The sequence below is a fragment of the Microvirga ossetica genome (assembly GCF_002741015.1).
GTDB classification, from domain to species: Bacteria; Pseudomonadota; Alphaproteobacteria; order Rhizobiales; family Beijerinckiaceae; genus Microvirga; species Microvirga ossetica.
Genome location: NZ_CP016619.1, coordinates 206,265 through 224,526, shown reverse-complemented (window position 1 = coordinate 224,526; position 18,262 = coordinate 206,265). Strand labels below are relative to the sequence as shown.

Genomic DNA, 18,262 nt, shown 5'->3' with positions numbered 1-18,262 from the left:
CATCACTCTCATAGGATCTTGGTGTGCCAAAGTGGAGGTGTTGATCATCGATCGAGGGATGCGGCCACACATGCAGGACGTTCACAATGCGCCTCGTCCAAAAGCCCCGTCCGATCAGGTAGTGACGTCATTTAGATCGTAGTTAAGCTAAAGCATTCGTGGTCAGGGGAACAACTGAATCGCACCTACAGCCCGCTACTCGCGTCTGAGGTCTCTCCTTTCTCCCGCCTCCTCAAGGGCCAGAGTCTCAACTGTTCGAACATAGGCGTCGGCATCAAACTTTTTGAACGTGTTCTGGCCCATGGAGCGCACATTGCCGAACACGTTGCGGGGTCCCCAGGGCCGGTCATGAAGCCCAAACACCCAGGCTACGTTGGTGAACGAGTTCGCGTCTCGCCCGTCCAGAAAGTAACGGTTGTTGAGCCGCAGCGTCGTCTCAAATGCCTCTTCAGGCGAGGGCGACCACTCCAGGATCTTCTTGCCCCAGTACATGCGCATGTGGTTATGCATGTAACCTGTCGCGCGCATCTCCAGCGTGGCCGCATTCCAGTAGCGGTCGTGGGTTTCGCCCCCCTCAAGCTGCTCGCGCGTGTAGAGATAGGGCCGCTGGTCGGTGCGCCGGCTGTCAAGCGTTTTGCGCGCCCATTCCGGCACAGTCTCGTAAGCGTCGTAGCGCTCGTCATAGAACACGTGGTTCATGGCGAGTTCCCGCCGGACAATCAGCTCTTCGAGGTAAGCCGACCGGCTCTCGTCATCGCCGGTCCTGGCCTCGCGGATCGCGAGTGCGATCTCGACAGGCGAGATCTGCCCAAAGTGCAGGTACGGGCTCATGTGCGACGCCGCCCCGGCCTCTGGCACGCTGCGGTTCTTGGCGTAGCGAGCGAAGGGCTCGTCTAAGAAGTGCCCGAGCCGCGCCCAGGCCTGGTCCGTTCCGCCCTGAAAGCGGTGCACGGGGGCGACGGTCTGGTCGACCTTGAGCGAGCGCACTAGGGCGGGCACGTCTCTGAGATCAAAGTGGCTCGTCGTAGCGAGTTTGAGGGCTGGGCGGCGCACCGGCCGAGGCTCGAGCGGGACGATGTAGGCGTCCCATACGCGATACAGCTTGGGGCGCAGCGTGCGGGCGCCAACCTCGTGCTTGGGCGAGGCGATCTCAACCGGCACAAGCACGTCACCCTCGACCTGAACAACACGGCAGGTTGTCTGCCGGGCGACGCTGGCGCGCCACGCCCTTTGAGGCTTGAGGTAGCCGCGATCACATACGATCAACGCGGCGTCCTGAGCAAAGCCGAGCCCCACCTGATCCGGCGACCCGCGGCTGATCATGAAGGCGATGCCCCGCTCGGCTAGCGCTCGCGCGACCTCGGCCAGTCCTTCCAGCATGAAGGTGTAGTGACGAGCGTTAGCCTCAGGGTAGCAGTCCATGAGGCCAAAGCAGACCAGAACCGGTAGATCGCGCGCATTCGCCTCGTCGACAGCGTATTCCAAGGCCGGGTTAAAGCGGGCGCGCTGGGATTGCTGCATCCAGTACAGCACATAGCGCGCACCGGAGCGCGGCTCGGCGTCCTTCAGAACGCGGATAAGCGTGGGATGAATGCTCATTTAAGGTCCAAGCTGATGAGGGCCATGCCGGGCTCCGCGCCTATGGCGAGCGGGTGCGCCGGCGCATTTCGTCCTGCCGCATCGGCATAGCATCGATGGTAGCCACCAGCTCTGGCGCCATGATTGGCTTGGCAGCGCGCAGCTTCACACCCCCATCTTTACCCACCAGCACCGCCTGGAACGGCTCGCTGCTAAGGCCGAGCCACGTTCGCAACGCCGTCGCCTCCGCCGAACCCGCAGGTGGTTGGACCACTACGAGCTCACGTTCAGCTGCGCCGTCCTTCAGGCTTTCGATTTGACGCTTCTGCTCGGCCAAGTCCGGACTCTCCGGATCAGCCGCAAGCACGACCAACACGCGCGCTGTCCAGCGATAGCGGGCTAGCGGATCGTGTTCAGCCTTGGCAGGGGTTATGGAATCCATCATAATGCTCCCAAGCAGAAACAGCCGAGCGAGGACATGCCTGCTGTGCCGCAGCACCGACAGAGACCGAGTGGTAGAGCTATGTCGACCTTGCTCCGCTAGTATTCTTCTCGTCTGGGGTCTATGCCTTCTTGAGTTCGCGAGGTTTGTGCGCGGCGACTTTGCCGGACTTGTCGCTTTTGACGATGTACTGCGGATTATCTTTGGACGCCGCAACCTTGTGGCCTTTGATCTGTGTCGGGCTAGTTTGCTTTTTCACCACTGTGCCGACGCTGTGCCCACCCGACGAGTCCCAGGATACTTTGTCACCACTCTTCAAGGTTTTTGCCATAGCAGGCTCTTCCTTCACGGGATAGGTCGCGGCACGGAGTGGGAACTTCTTTCCAGGCGGTTCGTTCCCGGCACGACCATAAATCCGCTGCTTAGACCAGAGATAGCGATCCCGGCGTCTCTCACTCGACGAGTAGGAGCATTATGTGCCGCTGACACCGAAACGGGAGTCGATCTGGGACTATCCGCGACCGCCCAAGGTTGAGACGGTGACGGAGCGGATCAGCGTGCGCTTTGCCGGCGTGATGATTGCCGACACGACCCGCGCGCGTCGCGTGCTTGAGACCAGCCATCCGCCAGTCTACTACCTCCCGCCCGACGATGTCCGATTGGATCTGCTTGTGCCAACACCGGACCGCTCTTTTTGCGAGTTCAAGGGCGAGGCTTCGTATGTGACGATCGTCACGAGGAGCCGGCGATCAAAGCGAGCGGGATGGCTCTACGAGAACCCGACATCCGCCTTTCGCTCGATCGCGGGATATCTTGCGTTCTACGCCTCACGCGTTGACGAGGCGAAGGTTGGCGATGAGTTGGTCCTTGGACAACCAGGCGACTTCTATGGCGGCTGGATCACTTCATGGGTCGTCGGACCCTTCAAGGGCGCGCCGGGAACAATGGGATGGTGACTGCGGCGGACACAACGTTGTGGAGTTTCCCGCAGGCGGCCTGGCCATCATTGACTGGGGCAACAGATGACATGAAACTGCATCGGCCCCATTGAAGCTCAGAGCTATTGATCCCCCGCCCAAGGCGCCAACGTGCTCGCCGAAAGGGGCGGGCAACGGGCTGTGATCCGGTACAAGCTTTACCAAAGCGCTGTCGGCAACAAGGCGGTCCAGGAGGCCTACGCGGCCATGACCCACTACTCGGCCGAATACGCCGCGGTGATCACGAGCAGCGGGTTTACGCCATCAGCCCGGCGTCTCTCCGCCACCACGGGTGTAGTCCTAGTGCTGCATTCGGAAGTCGACCGCTTCGACGAGTTGCTGGCGGCGGGCGGCCGGGCCAGGAAACCTGCCCCGGTTGAAGTGAGCGACACGTCGGAACGTGCGACGTTGATCGCTACCCTGTTGATTGGCTGGGAAATCACGAACACACGCACCCGGTCATCGACGATGCGTGGGGTTATGCTCGCCTCCTCGTAACCCTGATGAGCAAGAGAGGCCTAGGATAAGCTCTCTTTTCGGCGATAGCGAGTGATACCGAACGGAGGCGAGAGATCTCTAACGTTTTGGGCCTATGGCCCGCGCGTAACCTCTGATAATCCCCATTTGGTTGCCCCTGAGAACTGTCGTTCTCAGGGCTAATTCCCGTCGGACGCCCCAGACCTAGTGGACACGCCGCCCCTCGTTCAGATCGGCACCGATTTCTCTCAGAGCACGCGCGAGCCGCTCAGGTCGATCAGAGCCTGGGTCTCTCGGGCTGCCCGCTTAGGGCCTCCGACTTGGAGCGACGAACGGATTAGTCTCCGGCCCCTCCCGCGAATTTTTGTCGAAGCACATCTCAAGTCGCTCAAGCGCTAGCGCGCTCTTGTCCAATGGCACGCGAAGTGCCGCGCCCTCTGCCTGCACCTCCAGGGCATCCGCTGTTCGGAGCTTGGCATTAAACGAACTCTCCGCGAGGGCGATTGTGACGCCGGTCGTTTCCGCCAGCGCTTTGGCTTCCACGGATTGACCGGCCGCCGCCAAGCGAACTGGATAGGCACTGCCACGCTCAAGCTTCCACTTGGACGAGTCGAGCAGCAGCAGCAAGCCGCTTTCGGCACGCACAAAGCTTACCGCGAGATCGTCCGCCGTTCTCGACATTGAGCAGCTATCGAACTTTCCAGCCTTGTAGGTTGTCGCGATTTCCCAAGGACCAATCGCAACGGTCTGCTCCGTCGGCTGAGCGAATGCTGATGACGTCACAAGAATAGAGCAAACAAAGACTGCATTCGTATTCACCACCCTGCTCCCGCCCGCTGCGCGCCCCTGCCGACCGGTTGAAACCCGATCGTATCCTATCGCCTGCCGTATCCCTGCCCTGGGTGTAACTCCTATCCAGTATTAGTCGTGTTACACAAGCCCATGGCAGACCACCCGATCTCGGTCGCGCTCGATCAGAGCGAGTAGAATCGACCAATGCCGTCCTCCGATCGATCCGGTGCAGCACGAGATGGTGCTTGATGGGAGACCGGAGATCGTCAGACACGGCGCGGGTACGGCTCCAAACGCGTCGACAGGTAATGCCGGTATGTCTCGATCATGCGCGCGGTTGCCGTGCTCCTGTCCGTCTCGGTCCCGTTAGCCGGCAAGCGATAGGCCGGGCCGGGAAGCGATACCGTCATGGACCATCGCCAACGACCGGAATCGGGTCCGCCCTCGACCAGGGCGACGGTGCCGATGATCTCGTCGCCTCCAGTTGGGTTAAAGCGGGGAAACCGCATGTCCGGATCGAGGGCAATGAAGGCTTGGTCGTGCCATCTGCCATCCGGATACACATCGGCGGTCTTCATCCAGTAGATCGCCATCAACGCCTCATTTTGAATTTGTCGGCTTCTGCGCGTTGTCCCTCGCATGATCTACGGAAGCTGCTAGCCGCAGCCAGTCCTCAGCCATCCTGAGCCAAGTGGCTTTATCGGCCTCATGGTTGGTTTTCGCCGCCTGCTGCCGACATTCCTCCGCCTTGCGGCGGTACTCATCCGCTCGATCCTCAGCCATGGCCCTAGCTCCTTCCTGCTTCCACGAATCTTGTTGCGTTCTGCCCTACCCTCAACCGCCCCGGCTTTGCCGAATGCCCTGCAACAGCCGCCTCCGAGCCTCGTCGATCGTCAGGTGCCAGTGTCGGTCCACATCCCGCTGAATGAGCAGCTCGCGTTCTTCCCTGCGCAGAGTTGGATACCAATCCGAGCGTTCGATTGTTTCGCGCAGCATGGCGCGCGCCTCGGCCTCGATGTCGTCATCAGGGATCGGGGATCGTTCATCAGGCATGGCGATTCATGAGAGTACGTGAAGCCTTGCAAGGAAGACGACCCCGAGCAGGATGACACCGTTGCATTAACCTTGGCAGTGTAGCGAGGGATGGCTAATCGAGGAGCCATCCTGTTGTCTCTGTTCAAGTGCCGCTTTCCGGTCGTGATCATCTTGCTGTGCGTGCGCTGGCACTGCAAGTACGGGATCAGCTATCGCGATCTGGCTGAAATGATGTCCGAGCGCGGTGTCAGCATCAATCCAAGCACGATCTTTCGTTGGGTCCAGCGCTATGCCCCGGAGATCGAGAAGCGGGTGCGACCATACCAGGGACATCGCTCAGGCTCATGGCGCGTGGATGAGACCTATGTCCGAGTGGGCGGACGCAGGCGGTACTTGTTTCGAGCGGTCGATAAACACGGTCAGCTGATCGACTCCATGCTGTTCAATCGGCGTGATACTGGAGCGGCGTATCGCTTCCTGCGCAAAGCCTTGAGGGCGATGAGCGACTATCCCCCTCATCCATCACGACCGACAAATTGGCTTCGTATCCGAACGCAATCCGGCGCTTGCAGAATGAAGGGGTGCTGTCGAAAGATGTCGAGCATCGGACGTCAAAGTACTTGAACAACATTATCAAGGCGGATCACAGCGCGCTCAAGCGGATGATCCGGCCAGCCCGTGGGTTCCAGCGGATGGAGACCACCTCTACGACCCTGAAGGGTTTTGAGGTGATGCGAATGGTCCGTCGGGGTCACTGCATCCTGCAACAGCCAGGAGCGACAGGCGAAATCCGTCTCATCAACCAACTCTTCGGCCTCGCGGCCCGAAGAAGGCTTCCAGGTGGGTTCGTTGTGCCCTGCCCAAGTTACTGCAACGGTGCCCACGACCTGGGCGCGGCGCGGCCTAACCCCGGTGCTGCGGCGCCTGAGCAAGCGTGGGAGGTGCCGAGCATCGCGGCCATCACGCCCGGCAGCTTTATGTTCGCCACTTCTGCACCAGTGTCTCGAGCGCTACCGTGATCTTGGCCCTGCGCAATTTCCGAAGGTTCGGTACGCTGTTGCTGGTGGCCTGGGACCTGCCCAATGCCCATCGGTCACACATCACGATCGCCCTCATCGCGGCCCACCCGCAGGACTATGCGGTCGCCTATCTGCTGGCCTATGCACTGGGGCTCAATCCCAAGGAGCATTGCAATGCACTCGTCAAGCGAGCTATGGTGAATGCGCTACCCGGACCGTCACCGACCTGAATCGCCTGGCCCGTTGCGAGTTTAGCCGCCTGCAGCGCCGCCCTGAACTCATCACCAGCTTCTTTTGGCATGCAGGCCTCTCCGTCACAGGACTTCCGTGAAGATCATTAGTCGGGAGAGGCAAGGGGGGTTGCTTTCCGTCACTATGAGCCCTTTTCAACCCTATCCTGTCATAGCCTGAGTGGGACAAAGTTCTAAAGCCGAAACAGAACCCTTTGTAATCTCACTTGGCTGTGGCACGTTCAGCCAAACTGAAATCATTCCCTTCCATAGCCGTAGCCCTGTAACGATGGCACAGCAAAACACAAGGTTATGATCGAACGGAGCGCTTCTGTGATCAGGCACGTCATGTTCACCGTCGCCTTGTTTTTGTATTCTGATTTCGGCGCTTCAGCTACGACATTGCACGTGGATGCGTTCGGCATCCAGATAGGAGCCGGAACCGTGTTTGCCGGACTCTGTGTTGGCGGGCTGGACGAGCGGTCATGCCAGTTTGGCCAGACGAGCCCGGGGCGGATGGCGGCGATACGCTTCACGTTTCCGGAACTGCTGCCGGGCACATACGCAATTGCTATCTTTCAGGACCTGAATGGCAACGGGCGGCTGGATCGAACACCGCTCGGGCTCCCGCTTGAGCCTTATGGTTTTTCTAACGACGCGGGGCGGCTTCGTCGTCCGACCTTTGCCGGCGCAAGCATTCAGGTTGGCGATCAGGATCTTCGCATTGCCGTGAGACTGACTGTCATCCCGCAAGCGCGCTAGCCATGACAGTGGCTCGAAATACATTGAAAGGCGATGGGCAAGCGCTGCAATCAAGGCTCCCCGATCGTCAGGTCGCGACAATCGACGATGCGGTTCTGTGTCTTGGTGGCCGCCGGGTGCTCAATGGCGCGACTTTGACCCTGTTCCAAGGCGAAATCTATGCTCTTCTAGGACCGAATGGAGTAGGCAAAACGTCTCTTATGCGTGTATTGTGCGGCCAACTGCCATTGGAGCGCGGCCGGGTCGGTCTTGGGGCAGCGTTGGAGGATCCGCGCCAGAACAGAAACGTTCTACGTCTGGTCGGCCATGTGCCTCAAAGCATTGCAATCTTCCTGCGCCTCACGGTTCGGGAGAACCTTGAAGTCTTCTCGCGGTTCCTCGACGTGAAACTGACCCGTGAGGCGATCAGTCACCTTATCGAGGTCACGCGTCTTGGCCCGGTTGCGGACACGGTGGCCGCCACGCTCTCAGGCGGCTTGCGGCGGCGTGTCAACATCGCAGTTGCGTTGATCGGAGGGCCTCGGCTGTTGCTTCTCGACGAGCCAACAGTAGGGATCGATCTTGAGGCGCGAGACGCCATTCACCACGTCCTGGCCGACCTTCGGGATCATGGCGCCACGGTCCTTCTAATCACCCATGATTTCGACCAGGCGGAGCGGCTCGCGGACAGGATTGGCTTTATGCGTGCGGGACAGGTCATCCTCGAGGGTCGCCCGGCCGATTTGTTGCGACAGGCAATCGGCGCCAAGAAGCAGATTGAGGCCGCGCTCAGCTATGACGTGGATGATCCAGCGCAAACCGAGTTGCGCACTCTTGGGCTGGAGCGGGTCAACGACGGGTTGCTCTGGAGGGGTCTAGCAGACGAAGTCCACGGCACTTCGACAATTCTGGAGTTTCTGCAGTCAGACCGGGTGCCTTTGCGGGAAATCCGTATCCGCGAACCCGGCCTCGATGTCCTCTTTCGGCAACTAATGGGACCTTCTGCGCCATGATCGCCGCGGCCCGTGTGATGTATCTTTCTCTCATCCGGGACCGGGCCGCTCTGGCGATGGCATTCGTCCTCCCGCCGCTCGTCTTCATCATTTTTGCGACCATCTTCGTCAGCGCCACCGGTGCGGAGCTTCGATTGCATGTGGGGCTTCTGGACATGGTCCGAACAGGATCGAGTCAACGGCTCGTGGCTGCTCTGGCGGCCGAGCCAGGCATCCGCATGACGCAGACGAACGGTGCTCTCGAGGATCTGCGTAATCTCGTGCGGGGCGGGATGGTGGATGTCGGCATTGCACTCCAGTCGGATTTGGAGACGCAGTCCGGCCAGGGGCCGCCACCGATCCTGGTTGTCGAAGACGCAGCTCGCGCTTTGGCAGTTCCAATCGTGATCGGCCATGTGCAGAAGGCGATCAACGAGCATCTTCCCGATGTGGCTCTGGGGCGCATCCTGGCCGATGTCGAGACGGCGGGCGCCATCACTAAAGAGGAACGAGCGTTTCTGGATCAAGCCTTCAGGGCGCAGTCTGAGGAGCGACGAGGATCGGGTTTCGCATTTGCGGCTTTGTTCAGTCGAGAAGCCGCCACTGGCATTGGAGTGGCTGGAGGTCCCGTAACCTATTATGCCGGTGCAATCGCGGCGGTATTCCTGTTGTTCGCGGCAATGCAGGGAGCTGCAACCATAGTCGAGGAGCGGCAATCAGGCATCATCGAACGTCTGATGATTGCGCCGGGAGGACACGCCAAGCTCATTGCCGGAAAGTTCGTCTTTCTCTTGGTGCAAGGAATAGTCCAGGCAAGCATCATCTTCGGCTTTGCCTGGCTCCTCTATGGGGTTGATGTGGTAGGAAGCTTTCGGGCATGGCTGGCTTCGTGCGTGGTCGTCTCTGCCATGGCGGCCGGCCTGAGCCTGGCTTTGTGTAGTCTGTGCACCTCCACCCATCAAATCCAGATAATGTCAAGCTTTGGTGTCCTCCTCTTGTCCGCAGTTGGAGGTAGCATGGTCCCTCGCTTTCTTATGCCGGAATGGCTTCAGCAAATCGGGTGGTTCACACCGAATGCCTGGGCAATCGAAGCCTTTCAGGATGCGCTGCAGCCCGGACCCGTTGAACCGGACCTGATCACAGCTTGGGCTGTCTTGAGTGCCGTGACGCTAATGTCGCTGCTCATAGCATTGGGCTTGATGTCCCGTGACTCGCAGAAATGACTGAGCCGTTCAAGCTTCTCCGCGTTGGTCTGTCCTGTCGGGTTTGTCACATCAGTCGGTTTGCCCGGGTAACATAGGCGGGGTGCCTGGACCGGGCTTGCCAGCGCCCTCGCGATGGTGGTCTCGCTGATGCTCTGGCGCTGGCTGTGCCGCAACAGGCTGGGGCTGGTCACCGCCGTGCCGCGGGACGTTCAGGGAGCATTCGCTAGCTGAGTGATGAGCCGCGACAGGTCGACGGGCGCAAAATGCGCGTCCTCGTGGGTGACGCATACCTCCTCCACAGTGAGCCGGCGCCAGCGCGCCAGCTGGGCCAACGCCTCCTTCACCAGATCCTCGGGCGCGGAGGCTCCTGCGGTGAGCCCGATCACGGCCGCGCCGTCGATGAAGGAGAGCGTCAGATCCTTCGGATCTTGCATGAGAAGGGCTTGGCGCCCCTCGCTGGCGGCGACCTCGCACAGGCGGTTGGTGTTCGACGAGTTGCGTGCGCCGCAGACGATGATCCGCTCCGCGCGCTTCGCGATCACGCGCACCGCCAACTGCCGGTTCTGCGTGGCATAGCAGATCGTCTTGACGTCCGGCCCCTGGATCGCCGGAAAGCGTGCCTTCAGCGCTGCAATAATCTCGCGGGTGTCGTCGACGGACAATGTAGTCTGTGTGATGTAGGCGATGCGCTCCGGATCCGCGACCGGCACGGTCAGTGCTTCCGCGACGCTATCGATCATGTGGACGATACCGTCAATCTGCCCGGTGGTGCCCTCGATCTCAACATGGCCGCGATGGCCGATGACGATAACCTCGCGCCCTGCCTTCGCATGGCGCTGACCTTCGAGGTGGACGCGGCGCACGAGCGGGCAGGTGGCATCGAGCACCGAGAACCCGCGCTCAGCCGCCTCGCGCTCCACCGCGCGCGAGACCCCATGCGCACTGAAGATCGCGACGGCGCCGTCGGGGATCTGCGCTAGTTCCTCGACGAAGACTGCGCCCTTGCGCCTCAGTTCGTCCACCACGCGGCCGTTATGGACGATCTCGTGGCGCACGTAGACGGGCTTGCCGGTCAGCACCAGCGCATCCTCGACGGCGCGTATGGCGCGCTCGACGCCGGCGCAGAAGCTGCGCGGTGAGGCGAGCAGAACGGTGAGCGGCAGGGGATTGTCGATCATGCCGCATCCTCCCTCTTCAAGGGGCGAGCGCGTGAAACGGGAGGGCCGCCGCCAGGGGCATGCCGCAGGATGGATGCCGCATGCTCGCCTGCCATGACGGCGCTCTCGATGGTGGCCGGCAGGGAGCCGATCCAGTCCCCCGCCAGGGCGAGGTTCGCCAAAGGCCGCACGGGCGGCTGGGGCAGTGGCTCTGCCGCTTGGCGGATCGTCGCACGCTTCTCCTTCACCACCCGCGTTTCCGGCTGCCGATGGGCGTGTGCTTCGAGGCCGAGCAGGCAGAGGGCCGGCGCGATCTCGCGCCAGATCTGCACGGCCACATCGGCCGCAGCGCGGTCGATCACGGCATCGGCGGCGGAGACGGTCACGCTCACATGATCGTCGCGGATCATTGCCCATTGCGCGAGCGTGCCCGTGAGCCCGACGAAGCGCCGTTGGCCCGAACCCTGCATGCGGTAATGCACGTTGAGAATGGGCTCGAATGCCTTGGGCACGGCAAGTGACGGCAGAAGGCGTTCCACCTCGTAGGGCGGCAGCGCCAGGATCACCCGGTCGTCGGCGCCGAGCATCACGGTGCGGTCAGTGAGGGTAAGCCCGATGACGCGCTCGCCGGTGCTCAGAAGCATGCGCAGGCGCTGCCCGGTGAGGATCGAGGCGCCGCGGGCCTGGAGAGTAGCGACAGCGGGTTCGATGAGGTCGCGACCCAGGCCGTTTCGCGCCACCAGGAGCCGTCCCGCGCCCGGACGGATGAGCTGGCGCAGGGCATGGCCGAGCCGCTGCGAGGAGGCCTGCGCGGCAGGTGTGTTGAGCACTGCCACCGTGAGCGGCTCGATCAGGCTGTCCATGATGGGACGCTGCCCGATGATGGCGGCCACAGGGCAGTCCTTCGACGCGAAGACGAGCTGCAGGATGCGTGCCAGATCGCTTAACGTGAGCCCGTGCGGACGGCGCGACGGCAGCAGCCAGGACCAGGGCGAAAGCCCGATCCGGCGCATCGCTCCCGTAGGCCGATCGAAAACGGGCAGCCCTTTGGGCTCCGGCTCGAGCCAGCGCTCACGGGCGCCGATCGTCTTGAGCACATCTAGCGCACGCGTGTTCGCCGTGAACAGCACATGGGTGCCGTTGTCATGGACGAAGCCGTCGGCGGGATGGAGTGTCCGGCAGCGCCCGCCCGCTTGCGGGGCTGCCTCATAGAGAACGGCCTCCCCACCCTCCGCCGTCACGGCAAGTGCCGCGCTCAAGCCCGCGACGCCCGCTCCGACGATATGGGTGCGCCGCGCCGTCATGCGGGCCTCATGGCGCGGGTGAGAAGATGCAGGCGGTCGGCGGTGCTCAGGCGCAGCTTGCCGTGGCGCGTGCCCCAGCCACGCGCCTGCAGCCGATCGAGCACGCAGCGGTAGTTCTCCATCATCAGGATCGCGGGTTTGAGCGCATGGCGGTCGAAATGCATGAGCGCTGCGTCGGCTGCCGCGAAGCCGGCCCGCGCGTCCTCCGCGAGGCCTTCGCAGACGCGGGCAAAGCGCGGATCGGCGACGAGGGTCGCAGCCGGCGCATCCTGAAGGCCGAGCTGGGCGAGGCGGGAGAGCGGGATGTAGACGCGTTCGTGGGCGGCATCCTCGTCCACGTCGCGCAGGATGTTCACCAGCTGCAGGGTGCGCCCGAGATCGAGCGCGAAGTCATGGGCCATGGGCGCGCCGAAGATGCGGATCGACAGGGCGCCGACGGAGCCCGCGACCCGCCGGCCGTAAAGGCCGAGCTCGTCATCGCTGGCGAGGCGCACCCGATCGGAACTGTCCATCTCCATGCCGTCGAGAAGGGCATGGCCTTCCTCAAGCGGCAGCTTGAACAGGCTCGAGGCGCGGGCGAGTTCGCGCCCGATCGGTGTTTCCGGCGCGCGGTGCAGCCGGTCGAGCTCGCGCCGCCACTCGTGCAGGAAAGCCCGCTTCTCCGGGGCAGGGGCCGCGCCGTCGGCGATGTCGTCGACCGCACGGCAGAAGGCATAGACCGCGTGGATGGCGCGGCGGCGCTCTGGCTGGAGGCTGCGCATGCCGAGACGAAACGACGAGCCGGAGCGCCGGACCGCCGCAGCCGTCACACGGCTGTCGCTGGAAGACGGCGTGCGAAGCGTGCTTCCGAGCCCGTGCAGGAAGGCCATGCCGGCATCGGCCCAGCTCACCTGCACGCGCTCATGGACCGGATCGGCGTGGCGCAGGCGTGTGCTCAGGCGCCGGGCGAGCACGATCGTCGCGACGCTCTGCGCGCGCAGGCGGGTGTTGTCGAGATGCTCGGGCAGGGATTGCGCCCGATCGATCAGGGCGTCGACTCGGTCGAGCATGGCATCGAAGACATCGCGGCGAAGCGCAGCGTGCGACGGGTCGAAGAAGGCCCGCTCGGAGCCTGCTCCCATCATCCACCGGATCGGAACATAGATGCGGCCAAGCTCCTCCCGGTCGCGCCCGCAATCCTGCAGATGGTTGAGGATCTGCAGCGCCGTGCAGAGGGCGTCAGCCGGGACCTGCGCGGCGGAATGCTCCTTATGCAGCGCCAGCAGGAAGCGGCCGACCGGATTGGCGGAGAGACGGCAGTAATCGATCAGCTCGGCCCAGTCGGTGTAGCGGGCTTTCACCGCATCCTGGCGGAAGGCGCGCAGCAGGTTGCGCGCATGAACGAGTCCGGCCCTGTGCTGCGCATCGACGGCATGCAGCCGCGCCGCCTGGGGAATGGCAGGATCGCCGCTGGCGAGCGCCTGCTCCAGCGCCTCGAGGCGCTGGAGCTTCTCGGTCGCCTTCAGGTCAGGAGCATCGGCGATGTCGTCGGCTATGCGGGCGAAGGCGTAGAAGGCGAGAACGGCAGTCCGGTATTCGGGCGAGAGCAGGAGGGAAGCGACGGGAAAGTTCTCGTCGCGCGGCCGCTTGGCCGGTTGCGGGCTCTGCGCGCTCACCGCTTCGCCTCCGCGGGATAGAGCCGCCCCTTCCATTCCGCGCGCCGTGCCGTGCCGATCCGCAGCAGCACGCTCCATTGAATGGCGAGGCTGACGAAAACCGTGAGGGGATGAAGCGGGATCGACCGAGGATCCTCGCGCGTCGCGACGGTCACGAGGATGCGGGTGGCAAGCGACAGAAGCGCGGCGAGCGCAATCGAGATCGTCGGAGCGAACGGCAGCAGCGCGTAGGGCAGCACATGACCGCCGAGCAGAAGCGTCGTCCAGACCGGCAGGGCCACGGGTGTCGCCATGGCCTCATGAGCGTTCTTGGCAAAGCCGCTCCAGGCCTCGTCGAACCGCGCATACATGCGGCAGGAGGCAAGGCGCTCTCCCGGCACGAGATCCGTCATGAAGCCCTTACGGCGGAAAAGCCGCGCGAGGTGGATGCCGTCGTGGATGCGCGAGCGGATCGCCGCATGGCCGCCGCTCATGCGATAGGCCTCGCGCTCCGCGAGCATCAGCTGGCCGCAGGCCGCACCGAAACCCGGGCTATGGGATTTCCGCATGAGGGCCATGGGCAGGTAGCCGAGCAGGAGCAGGTTGATCGACGGAACGGTGAGCAACTCGCCGAGCGAGCGCGTGATCTGGCGCGGCACGGCGCTGATGAGACCGGAGCCGGTGGCCTGCGCATGGCCTGCAAGCATCGCGGCGGCCTGAGGCGCCAGACGCACATCGGCATCGACGAACAGGAGATGGCTGCCGCGCGCGGTCTGCGCGAGATGGTAGCAGGCATGGACCTTGCCGGTCCAACCCTCCGCAAGAGGCGGCGCATTGAGGAGCCGCACCCTCCCGTCGCGCGCAGCATGAGCGCGGACGATCCCGGCCGTCGCATCGGTCGAGCCGTCGTCCATCACCAGAATTTCCACCGATACGCCAGTGCTGCCAAGCGCGGCATCAAGTGCGGGGCCGATATTCTGCGCTTCGTTGCGGGCCGGGATCAGGATCGAGACGAGGATGTCCCCCTGTGGCGCACGATGCGGCGTCGCGCGCAGGATGCGCAGGTTCACGAGCACGAGCACGAAAGGAAGAGCCGCCAGCGCCAGGAGGATGAAGCCGAGCGCCGTCATGAGGAATGTCCCTCATGCGATGGATCGAAGCGGCGCCGGCGAAGCATCGCCGCGAGCCGCCGCCAGCCGTCATAGATGCCCCCGATTCCGGCCTGGCCTTCGAGCACAGGCTTGAAGCGCGCGGGGTCGCGGCTTTGCACGTCGGCGCTCAGACGGTCGAGCGTTGCGGTGAGCGCGCCTTCGAGGCGATGCCGGCGGGTCGGGCGCGCGAGCGCAGCGAGATCCTCGCCGCGCATCGGCTCGCCGAAGGCCATGAAGGCCTCCGCACCGCGCTCCTGCCAGAAGCCGTATTCGAGGGCAAGCGGAAGTACGGTGCAGCCGGGGGCGCGTTCGATGAGATGCGCGATGCCGGGCTTGAGCCCGAGCGGACGCTCGCGCACGTCGCCGAAGCGTCCCTGCGCCGTGACCCAGAGTGCGCGATCGGATACGGAGAGGATCTCCGTGCCGATCCGCAGAAAATCGGCTGCGCCGCGCCTGCTTTCGAGATCGACGCCGAAGGCGCCGATGCGGCCGAAGATGCCGTATTGCTTCAGCATCGCGGCGTCGATCGGCGCATAGCTCTCGTACGACGGGAGGAAGAGGTCCGCAGCGAGGATGTAGACCGCCGCGTCCCACCAGGCCGGATGATTGGAATAGATGAGCACCGGGCCCTGCGCCGGAGCATTCGGCAAGCTCCAGGACGCGATGCGCAGCGCATTCATGTGACGCGTGAAATAGCGCCGTAAGACCGAGACCATGAAACGATGCAGCAGAGGCGAACGGCGCGCGACTGGAGAGGATCTCTCATGATCGGGCGGGAGGCGCGCGCTGGCAGGGCTGCTGGTTTCCGGTCTCAAGACACGTTCCGTAGATTGTCCACTTTGCAGTCCGAATCGAGGGCATCGGCAGCGATCCAGCCCGACATCATGACCATCGGCATGCCGGGTCCGGGATGGGCCGCGCCGCCGGCAAGATAGAGGCCGCGCACCTGCCGGCTGCGGTTGCCCGGCTTGAAGGCGCCCATGAACTTGCCATGGCTCGCCAAACCGTAGATCGCGCCGTTGAGGACCTTGTAGCGGTCGTGGATGTCCTGTGGTGTGAGGTGGCGCTCGACCACGATGCGCTCCTCAAGGTCCTCCATACCGGCCGTGCGCTTCAGCTTGTCGAGGATCACCTGCCGATAAGCCGGGAACATCTGCGACCAGTCGTGATGCGGGCGAAGATACGGCGTGTGCACCAGAACGTAGAGCGCTTCGCCGCCCTCCGGCGCGACGCTGGCATCCGTTGCGGCAGGTGCCGCGAGATAGCAGGTTGGATCCGGTGCAGGCTCGCCCTGGCGGTAGATATAGTCGAACTCTACCTCGGGATCACACGAGAACACGAAGTCGTGGTGGAGGAGGTGTTCGTAGCGCTTCTTGAGGCCGAGATAGAGCACGACGCCGGAACAGGCGGGTTCGAAATCCTTACGCGCATAATGCTCGCCCACCTCGCCGCCGACGAGCTCGCGATAAGTGCGGATGGAATCCATGTTGGAGATAACGCTGTCGTAGGCGATGGCATCGCCATTGGCGAGAGTGAGTCCCTTCACGGCACCGTTCTCGACCTTGAGCGAGGCGACATCGCTGTCGGTCCTGATGGTGGCGCCGAGCTCGGCCGCAAGTTTGGCCAGGGCCTCCGCCACGGCGCGCGTCCCGCCCATCGGATACCAGACGCCATCCGCCGCCTGCATATGGGCTATGGCGCAGAGCACGGCGGGAGATCCGTAGGGCGATGAGCCGACATATTGCGTGAAGTGGTCGAGCATCTGCGCCAAGCGCTCGTCCTTGACCTTGGAACGGATGGTGCCGGCGACCGAGGATCCCATGCGCAGGGACAGCACGTCCCGCAAGGTCGCGGGGTTTATGTTGGCGCGGATGTTGATGGTATCGAAGAGATCCTCCACCGGCTTCCAGAAGAAGAACCGATTCGAGATGTCGTGCAGGTGGGCGGAGATTTCCTGGAAGCGCCTGTATCCGTCGCCCGTGCCCTTTCCGGGAGCGAAGCGTTCCATGGCATCGGCCATCGCGCCGATATTTTCCTGCAGGTCGATCTGCGTGCCGTCATCGAAGAAGCAGCGCCACTGCGGATCGAGCCGCACAAGATCGAGATAGTCGGAAAGATTGCGTCCGGATTCAGCGAAGATGCGTTCGAGCACCCGCGGGACCGTCAGGATCGTCGGGCCCATATCGAAGCGGAAGCCCGCTTCGTGGAGAACCGCCGCCTTGCCGCCGATCCAAGAATTCTTGTCGTAAAGCGTGACCGTGTGGCCTCGTGCCGCCGCGACGCAGGCTGCCGCCAATCCGCCCAATCCTCCGCCGACGACTGCAACCGAACTCGCTTGAGCGCTCACGATGTCCTCCCCATGGAGACGAGCCCCTTCGCTTTCGAGCGCGTGTCCGATCGTGTTGGTTCTAGGAATGGCATGATCCACTTCAAGGTGGATCACGACGGTTTGGGCGGCGCGCGCAGATCATACGCAGCGCTTTTCGGCCCGGCGCCCTGATCACGGGATCGAAGCCAGCCAATTCGAGAAGCGGCTTGAGGTGGGGCACGTCACGGGTGTTCCCGCCCCAGAGAAGGTTCTTCAGCTGGTTGACCGCAGAGAGCGTGCTTTGACCGTCGTGGGCCAGCACGGCGACAAGAACCCAGCCGCCTGGCTTCAAAGCGCAAAAGATCCGCTGGAGCGCGCGCTCGATGATCTTATCCGGCAGGAACATCTGCGGCAAGAAGGCGAGATCAAAAGCCATCTGATCGGCGAGATCCTCCACCCGCTCCTGATGGATCGCGATGCGGTCCGTCAGCTCCGCTTGACGCACATGCGCTTCTCCCAGCTTTGCCGGATGCGAGGCGGGTTCGAGCGCCACGGCCGTCAGATGCGGAAAATGTCGGCACAGAGTGATGGAGAGGCCTGCTGCACCGGCTCCCACATCGAGAAGCACTGCCCCAGGCCTCTCCAGGCGCGGCACGAGCCCCGGCAGGAATCTTAGCTTCGATAGGGCCTGGGCTGTCCAATGCTGGGTGAGAGCGCCCTGCGCCTCGATGATGGCGTCATCGGCATGCGACCAGCCTTCAAGAGTTAGAGTGCCGCCGCCAAGCCTGCGCCGGAAATCCTCCGCCTGCAGTAGCGGCGCCCGCAGAGCGGCCCGGAAGGTCTCGGCTCCTGCGGACGACGTGAAGGGCATGAGCGCGGGCGAGGCCACAGCCTTGCCGCTGTCCCATGTGACGAAGCCGAAGCCCGCGAGCATGTCGAGGAGGCATTGCACGAAAGCGGACGGGATGGACAGACCTGCCGCGAGCTCGCCAACGGTGGCAGGCCGTCCGAGGCGTAGAAGCAGGCCACTCTCGGCGCAGGCAGACAGTGCGCTCACCGACCAGACCGCAGTGTCCGCTTCCTCGAGAACTTTCAGGACATCGTTGGCTTTCCGGCGGGTTGGCGCGCTGCTGCGAAAGCGCCACGAGCCGAGGCCGATACGGTCTCTGCCGTGGGACAGGAGGGCGTAGGCACGCCACAGCATAACAGGGCTAACGATT

19 protein-coding genes and 1 pseudogene are annotated in these 18,262 nt (G+C 63.3%); 7 read left to right on the top strand and 13 right to left on the bottom strand.

All coding sequences use genetic code 11. The annotated features are described in order from the left end of the window. Window positions 1-195: 195 nt before the first annotated feature. The 3 genes from BB934_RS38955 to BB934_RS38945 form a co-directional block, all read right to left on the bottom strand. Window positions 196-1,599 carry a deoxyribodipyrimidine photo-lyase gene (locus BB934_RS38955; RefSeq protein WP_099515057.1) on the bottom strand — a complete coding sequence of 468 codons (1,404 nt, stop codon included), beginning with the start codon at window positions 1,597-1,599 and terminating at the stop codon, window positions 196-198. A 40-nt stretch (window positions 1,600-1,639) separates the two neighbouring features. Then, window positions 1,640-2,023, bottom strand: coding sequence for a DUF4174 domain-containing protein (locus BB934_RS38950; protein WP_237050726.1), 384 nt, complete (start codon window positions 2,021-2,023; stop codon window positions 1,640-1,642). Between the two features lie 118 nt (window positions 2,024-2,141). Further along, window positions 2,142-2,351: a hypervirulence associated TUDOR domain-containing protein gene (locus BB934_RS38945; RefSeq protein WP_099515055.1), complete on the bottom strand. Its 210-nt coding sequence runs from the start codon at window positions 2,349-2,351 to the stop codon at window positions 2,142-2,144. Between the two features lie 145 nt (window positions 2,352-2,496). Between BB934_RS38945 and BB934_RS38940 the strand changes: the two genes are divergently transcribed. Both BB934_RS38940 and BB934_RS38935 read left to right on the top strand, forming a co-directional pair. After that, entirely contained in the window at window positions 2,497-2,976 is a 480-nt protein-coding gene (locus BB934_RS38940; RefSeq protein ID WP_099515054.1) for a DUF427 domain-containing protein, read from the top strand. A 132-nt stretch (window positions 2,977-3,108) separates the two neighbouring features. Further along, the gene (locus tag BB934_RS38935) at window positions 3,109-3,495 is read left to right on the top strand and encodes a restriction endonuclease (RefSeq protein WP_099515053.1); all 387 of its coding nucleotides are present in this window, start codon (window positions 3,109-3,111) and stop codon (window positions 3,493-3,495) included. A gap of 285 nt (window positions 3,496-3,780) precedes the next feature. On the opposite strand, the gene BB934_RS38930 is transcribed toward BB934_RS38935, so the two are convergent. The 3 genes from BB934_RS38930 to BB934_RS38915 all read right to left on the bottom strand — a co-directional run bounded on the left by BB934_RS38930 (window position 3,781) and on the right by BB934_RS38915 (window position 5,319). Next, window positions 3,781-4,293, bottom strand: a complete 513-nt coding sequence (locus tag BB934_RS38930; protein ID WP_157934597.1) for a hypothetical protein — start codon at window positions 4,291-4,293, stop codon at window positions 3,781-3,783. Between the two features lie 239 nt (window positions 4,294-4,532). Beyond that, window positions 4,533-4,859, bottom strand: a complete 327-nt coding sequence (locus tag BB934_RS38925) for a hypothetical protein (RefSeq protein WP_099515051.1) — start codon at window positions 4,857-4,859, stop codon at window positions 4,533-4,535. Window positions 4,860-5,100: 241 nt separating this feature from the next. Beyond that, entirely contained in the window at window positions 5,101-5,319 is a 219-nt protein-coding gene (locus BB934_RS38915) for a hypothetical protein (protein ID WP_099515049.1), read from the bottom strand. A gap of 90 nt (window positions 5,320-5,409) precedes the next feature. Here BB934_RS38915 and BB934_RS38910 point away from each other — a divergent pair. From BB934_RS38910 to BB934_RS38890, 5 genes and pseudogenes are all read left to right on the top strand, one after another. Further along, window positions 5,410-6,119 (top strand): annotated as a pseudogene (locus tag BB934_RS38910) (IS6 family transposase); the annotation flags it as partial. A 116-nt stretch (window positions 6,120-6,235) separates the two neighbouring features. Further along, window positions 6,236-6,550, top strand: coding sequence for a hypothetical protein (locus BB934_RS38905; protein WP_162299259.1), 315 nt, complete (start codon window positions 6,236-6,238; stop codon window positions 6,548-6,550). Between the two features lie 348 nt (window positions 6,551-6,898). Beyond that, a complete protein-coding gene (locus BB934_RS38900; protein ID WP_099515632.1) occupies window positions 6,899-7,312 on the top strand; it encodes a DUF2141 domain-containing protein in 414 nt (137 codons plus the stop codon). Between the two features lie 2 nt (window positions 7,313-7,314). Continuing rightward, window positions 7,315-8,304, top strand: coding sequence for an ABC transporter ATP-binding protein (locus BB934_RS38895; RefSeq protein ID WP_099515047.1), 990 nt, complete (start codon window positions 7,315-7,317; stop codon window positions 8,302-8,304). Continuing rightward, window positions 8,301-9,506 carry an ABC transporter permease gene (locus BB934_RS38890; RefSeq protein WP_099515046.1) on the top strand — a complete coding sequence of 402 codons (1,206 nt, stop codon included), beginning with the start codon at window positions 8,301-8,303 and terminating at the stop codon, window positions 9,504-9,506. Before BB934_RS38895 ends, BB934_RS38890 begins: the two co-directional genes overlap by 4 nt. A gap of 191 nt (window positions 9,507-9,697) precedes the next feature. On the opposite strand, the gene ispH is transcribed toward BB934_RS38890, so the two are convergent. From ispH to BB934_RS38855, 7 genes are all read right to left on the bottom strand, one after another. Further along, the gene (gene ispH, locus BB934_RS38885) at window positions 9,698-10,666 is read right to left on the bottom strand and encodes a 4-hydroxy-3-methylbut-2-enyl diphosphate reductase (RefSeq protein ID WP_099515045.1); all 969 of its coding nucleotides are present in this window, start codon (window positions 10,664-10,666) and stop codon (window positions 9,698-9,700) included. Beyond that, window positions 10,663-11,949, bottom strand: coding sequence for a hydroxysqualene dehydroxylase (locus tag BB934_RS38880; protein ID WP_099515044.1), 1,287 nt, complete (start codon window positions 11,947-11,949; stop codon window positions 10,663-10,665). The genes ispH and BB934_RS38880 overlap by 4 nt, the downstream gene beginning before the upstream one ends. After that, window positions 11,946-13,604 (bottom strand): squalene/phytoene synthase family protein, encoded by a 1,659-nt coding sequence (locus BB934_RS38875; protein WP_162299269.1) that lies wholly within the window; start codon window positions 13,602-13,604, stop codon window positions 11,946-11,948. Before BB934_RS38875 ends, BB934_RS38880 begins: the two co-directional genes overlap by 4 nt. Then, a complete protein-coding gene (locus tag BB934_RS38870; RefSeq protein ID WP_099515042.1) occupies window positions 13,601-14,713 on the bottom strand; it encodes a glycosyltransferase family 2 protein in 1,113 nt (370 codons plus the stop codon). The genes BB934_RS38875 and BB934_RS38870 overlap by 4 nt, the downstream gene beginning before the upstream one ends. Further along, window positions 14,710-15,450 carry a lysophospholipid acyltransferase family protein gene (locus BB934_RS38865; protein ID WP_099515041.1) on the bottom strand — a complete coding sequence of 247 codons (741 nt, stop codon included), beginning with the start codon at window positions 15,448-15,450 and terminating at the stop codon, window positions 14,710-14,712. Before BB934_RS38865 ends, BB934_RS38870 begins: the two co-directional genes overlap by 4 nt. A 95-nt stretch (window positions 15,451-15,545) precedes the next feature. Next, window positions 15,546-17,081 (bottom strand): phytoene desaturase family protein, encoded by a 1,536-nt coding sequence (locus tag BB934_RS38860; RefSeq protein ID WP_099515631.1) that lies wholly within the window; start codon window positions 17,079-17,081, stop codon window positions 15,546-15,548. An 82-nt stretch (window positions 17,082-17,163) separates the two neighbouring features. Further along, window positions 17,164-18,246, bottom strand: coding sequence for an SAM-dependent methyltransferase (locus tag BB934_RS38855; RefSeq protein ID WP_099515040.1), 1,083 nt, complete (start codon window positions 18,244-18,246; stop codon window positions 17,164-17,166). Window positions 18,247-18,262: the final 16 nt, after the last annotated feature.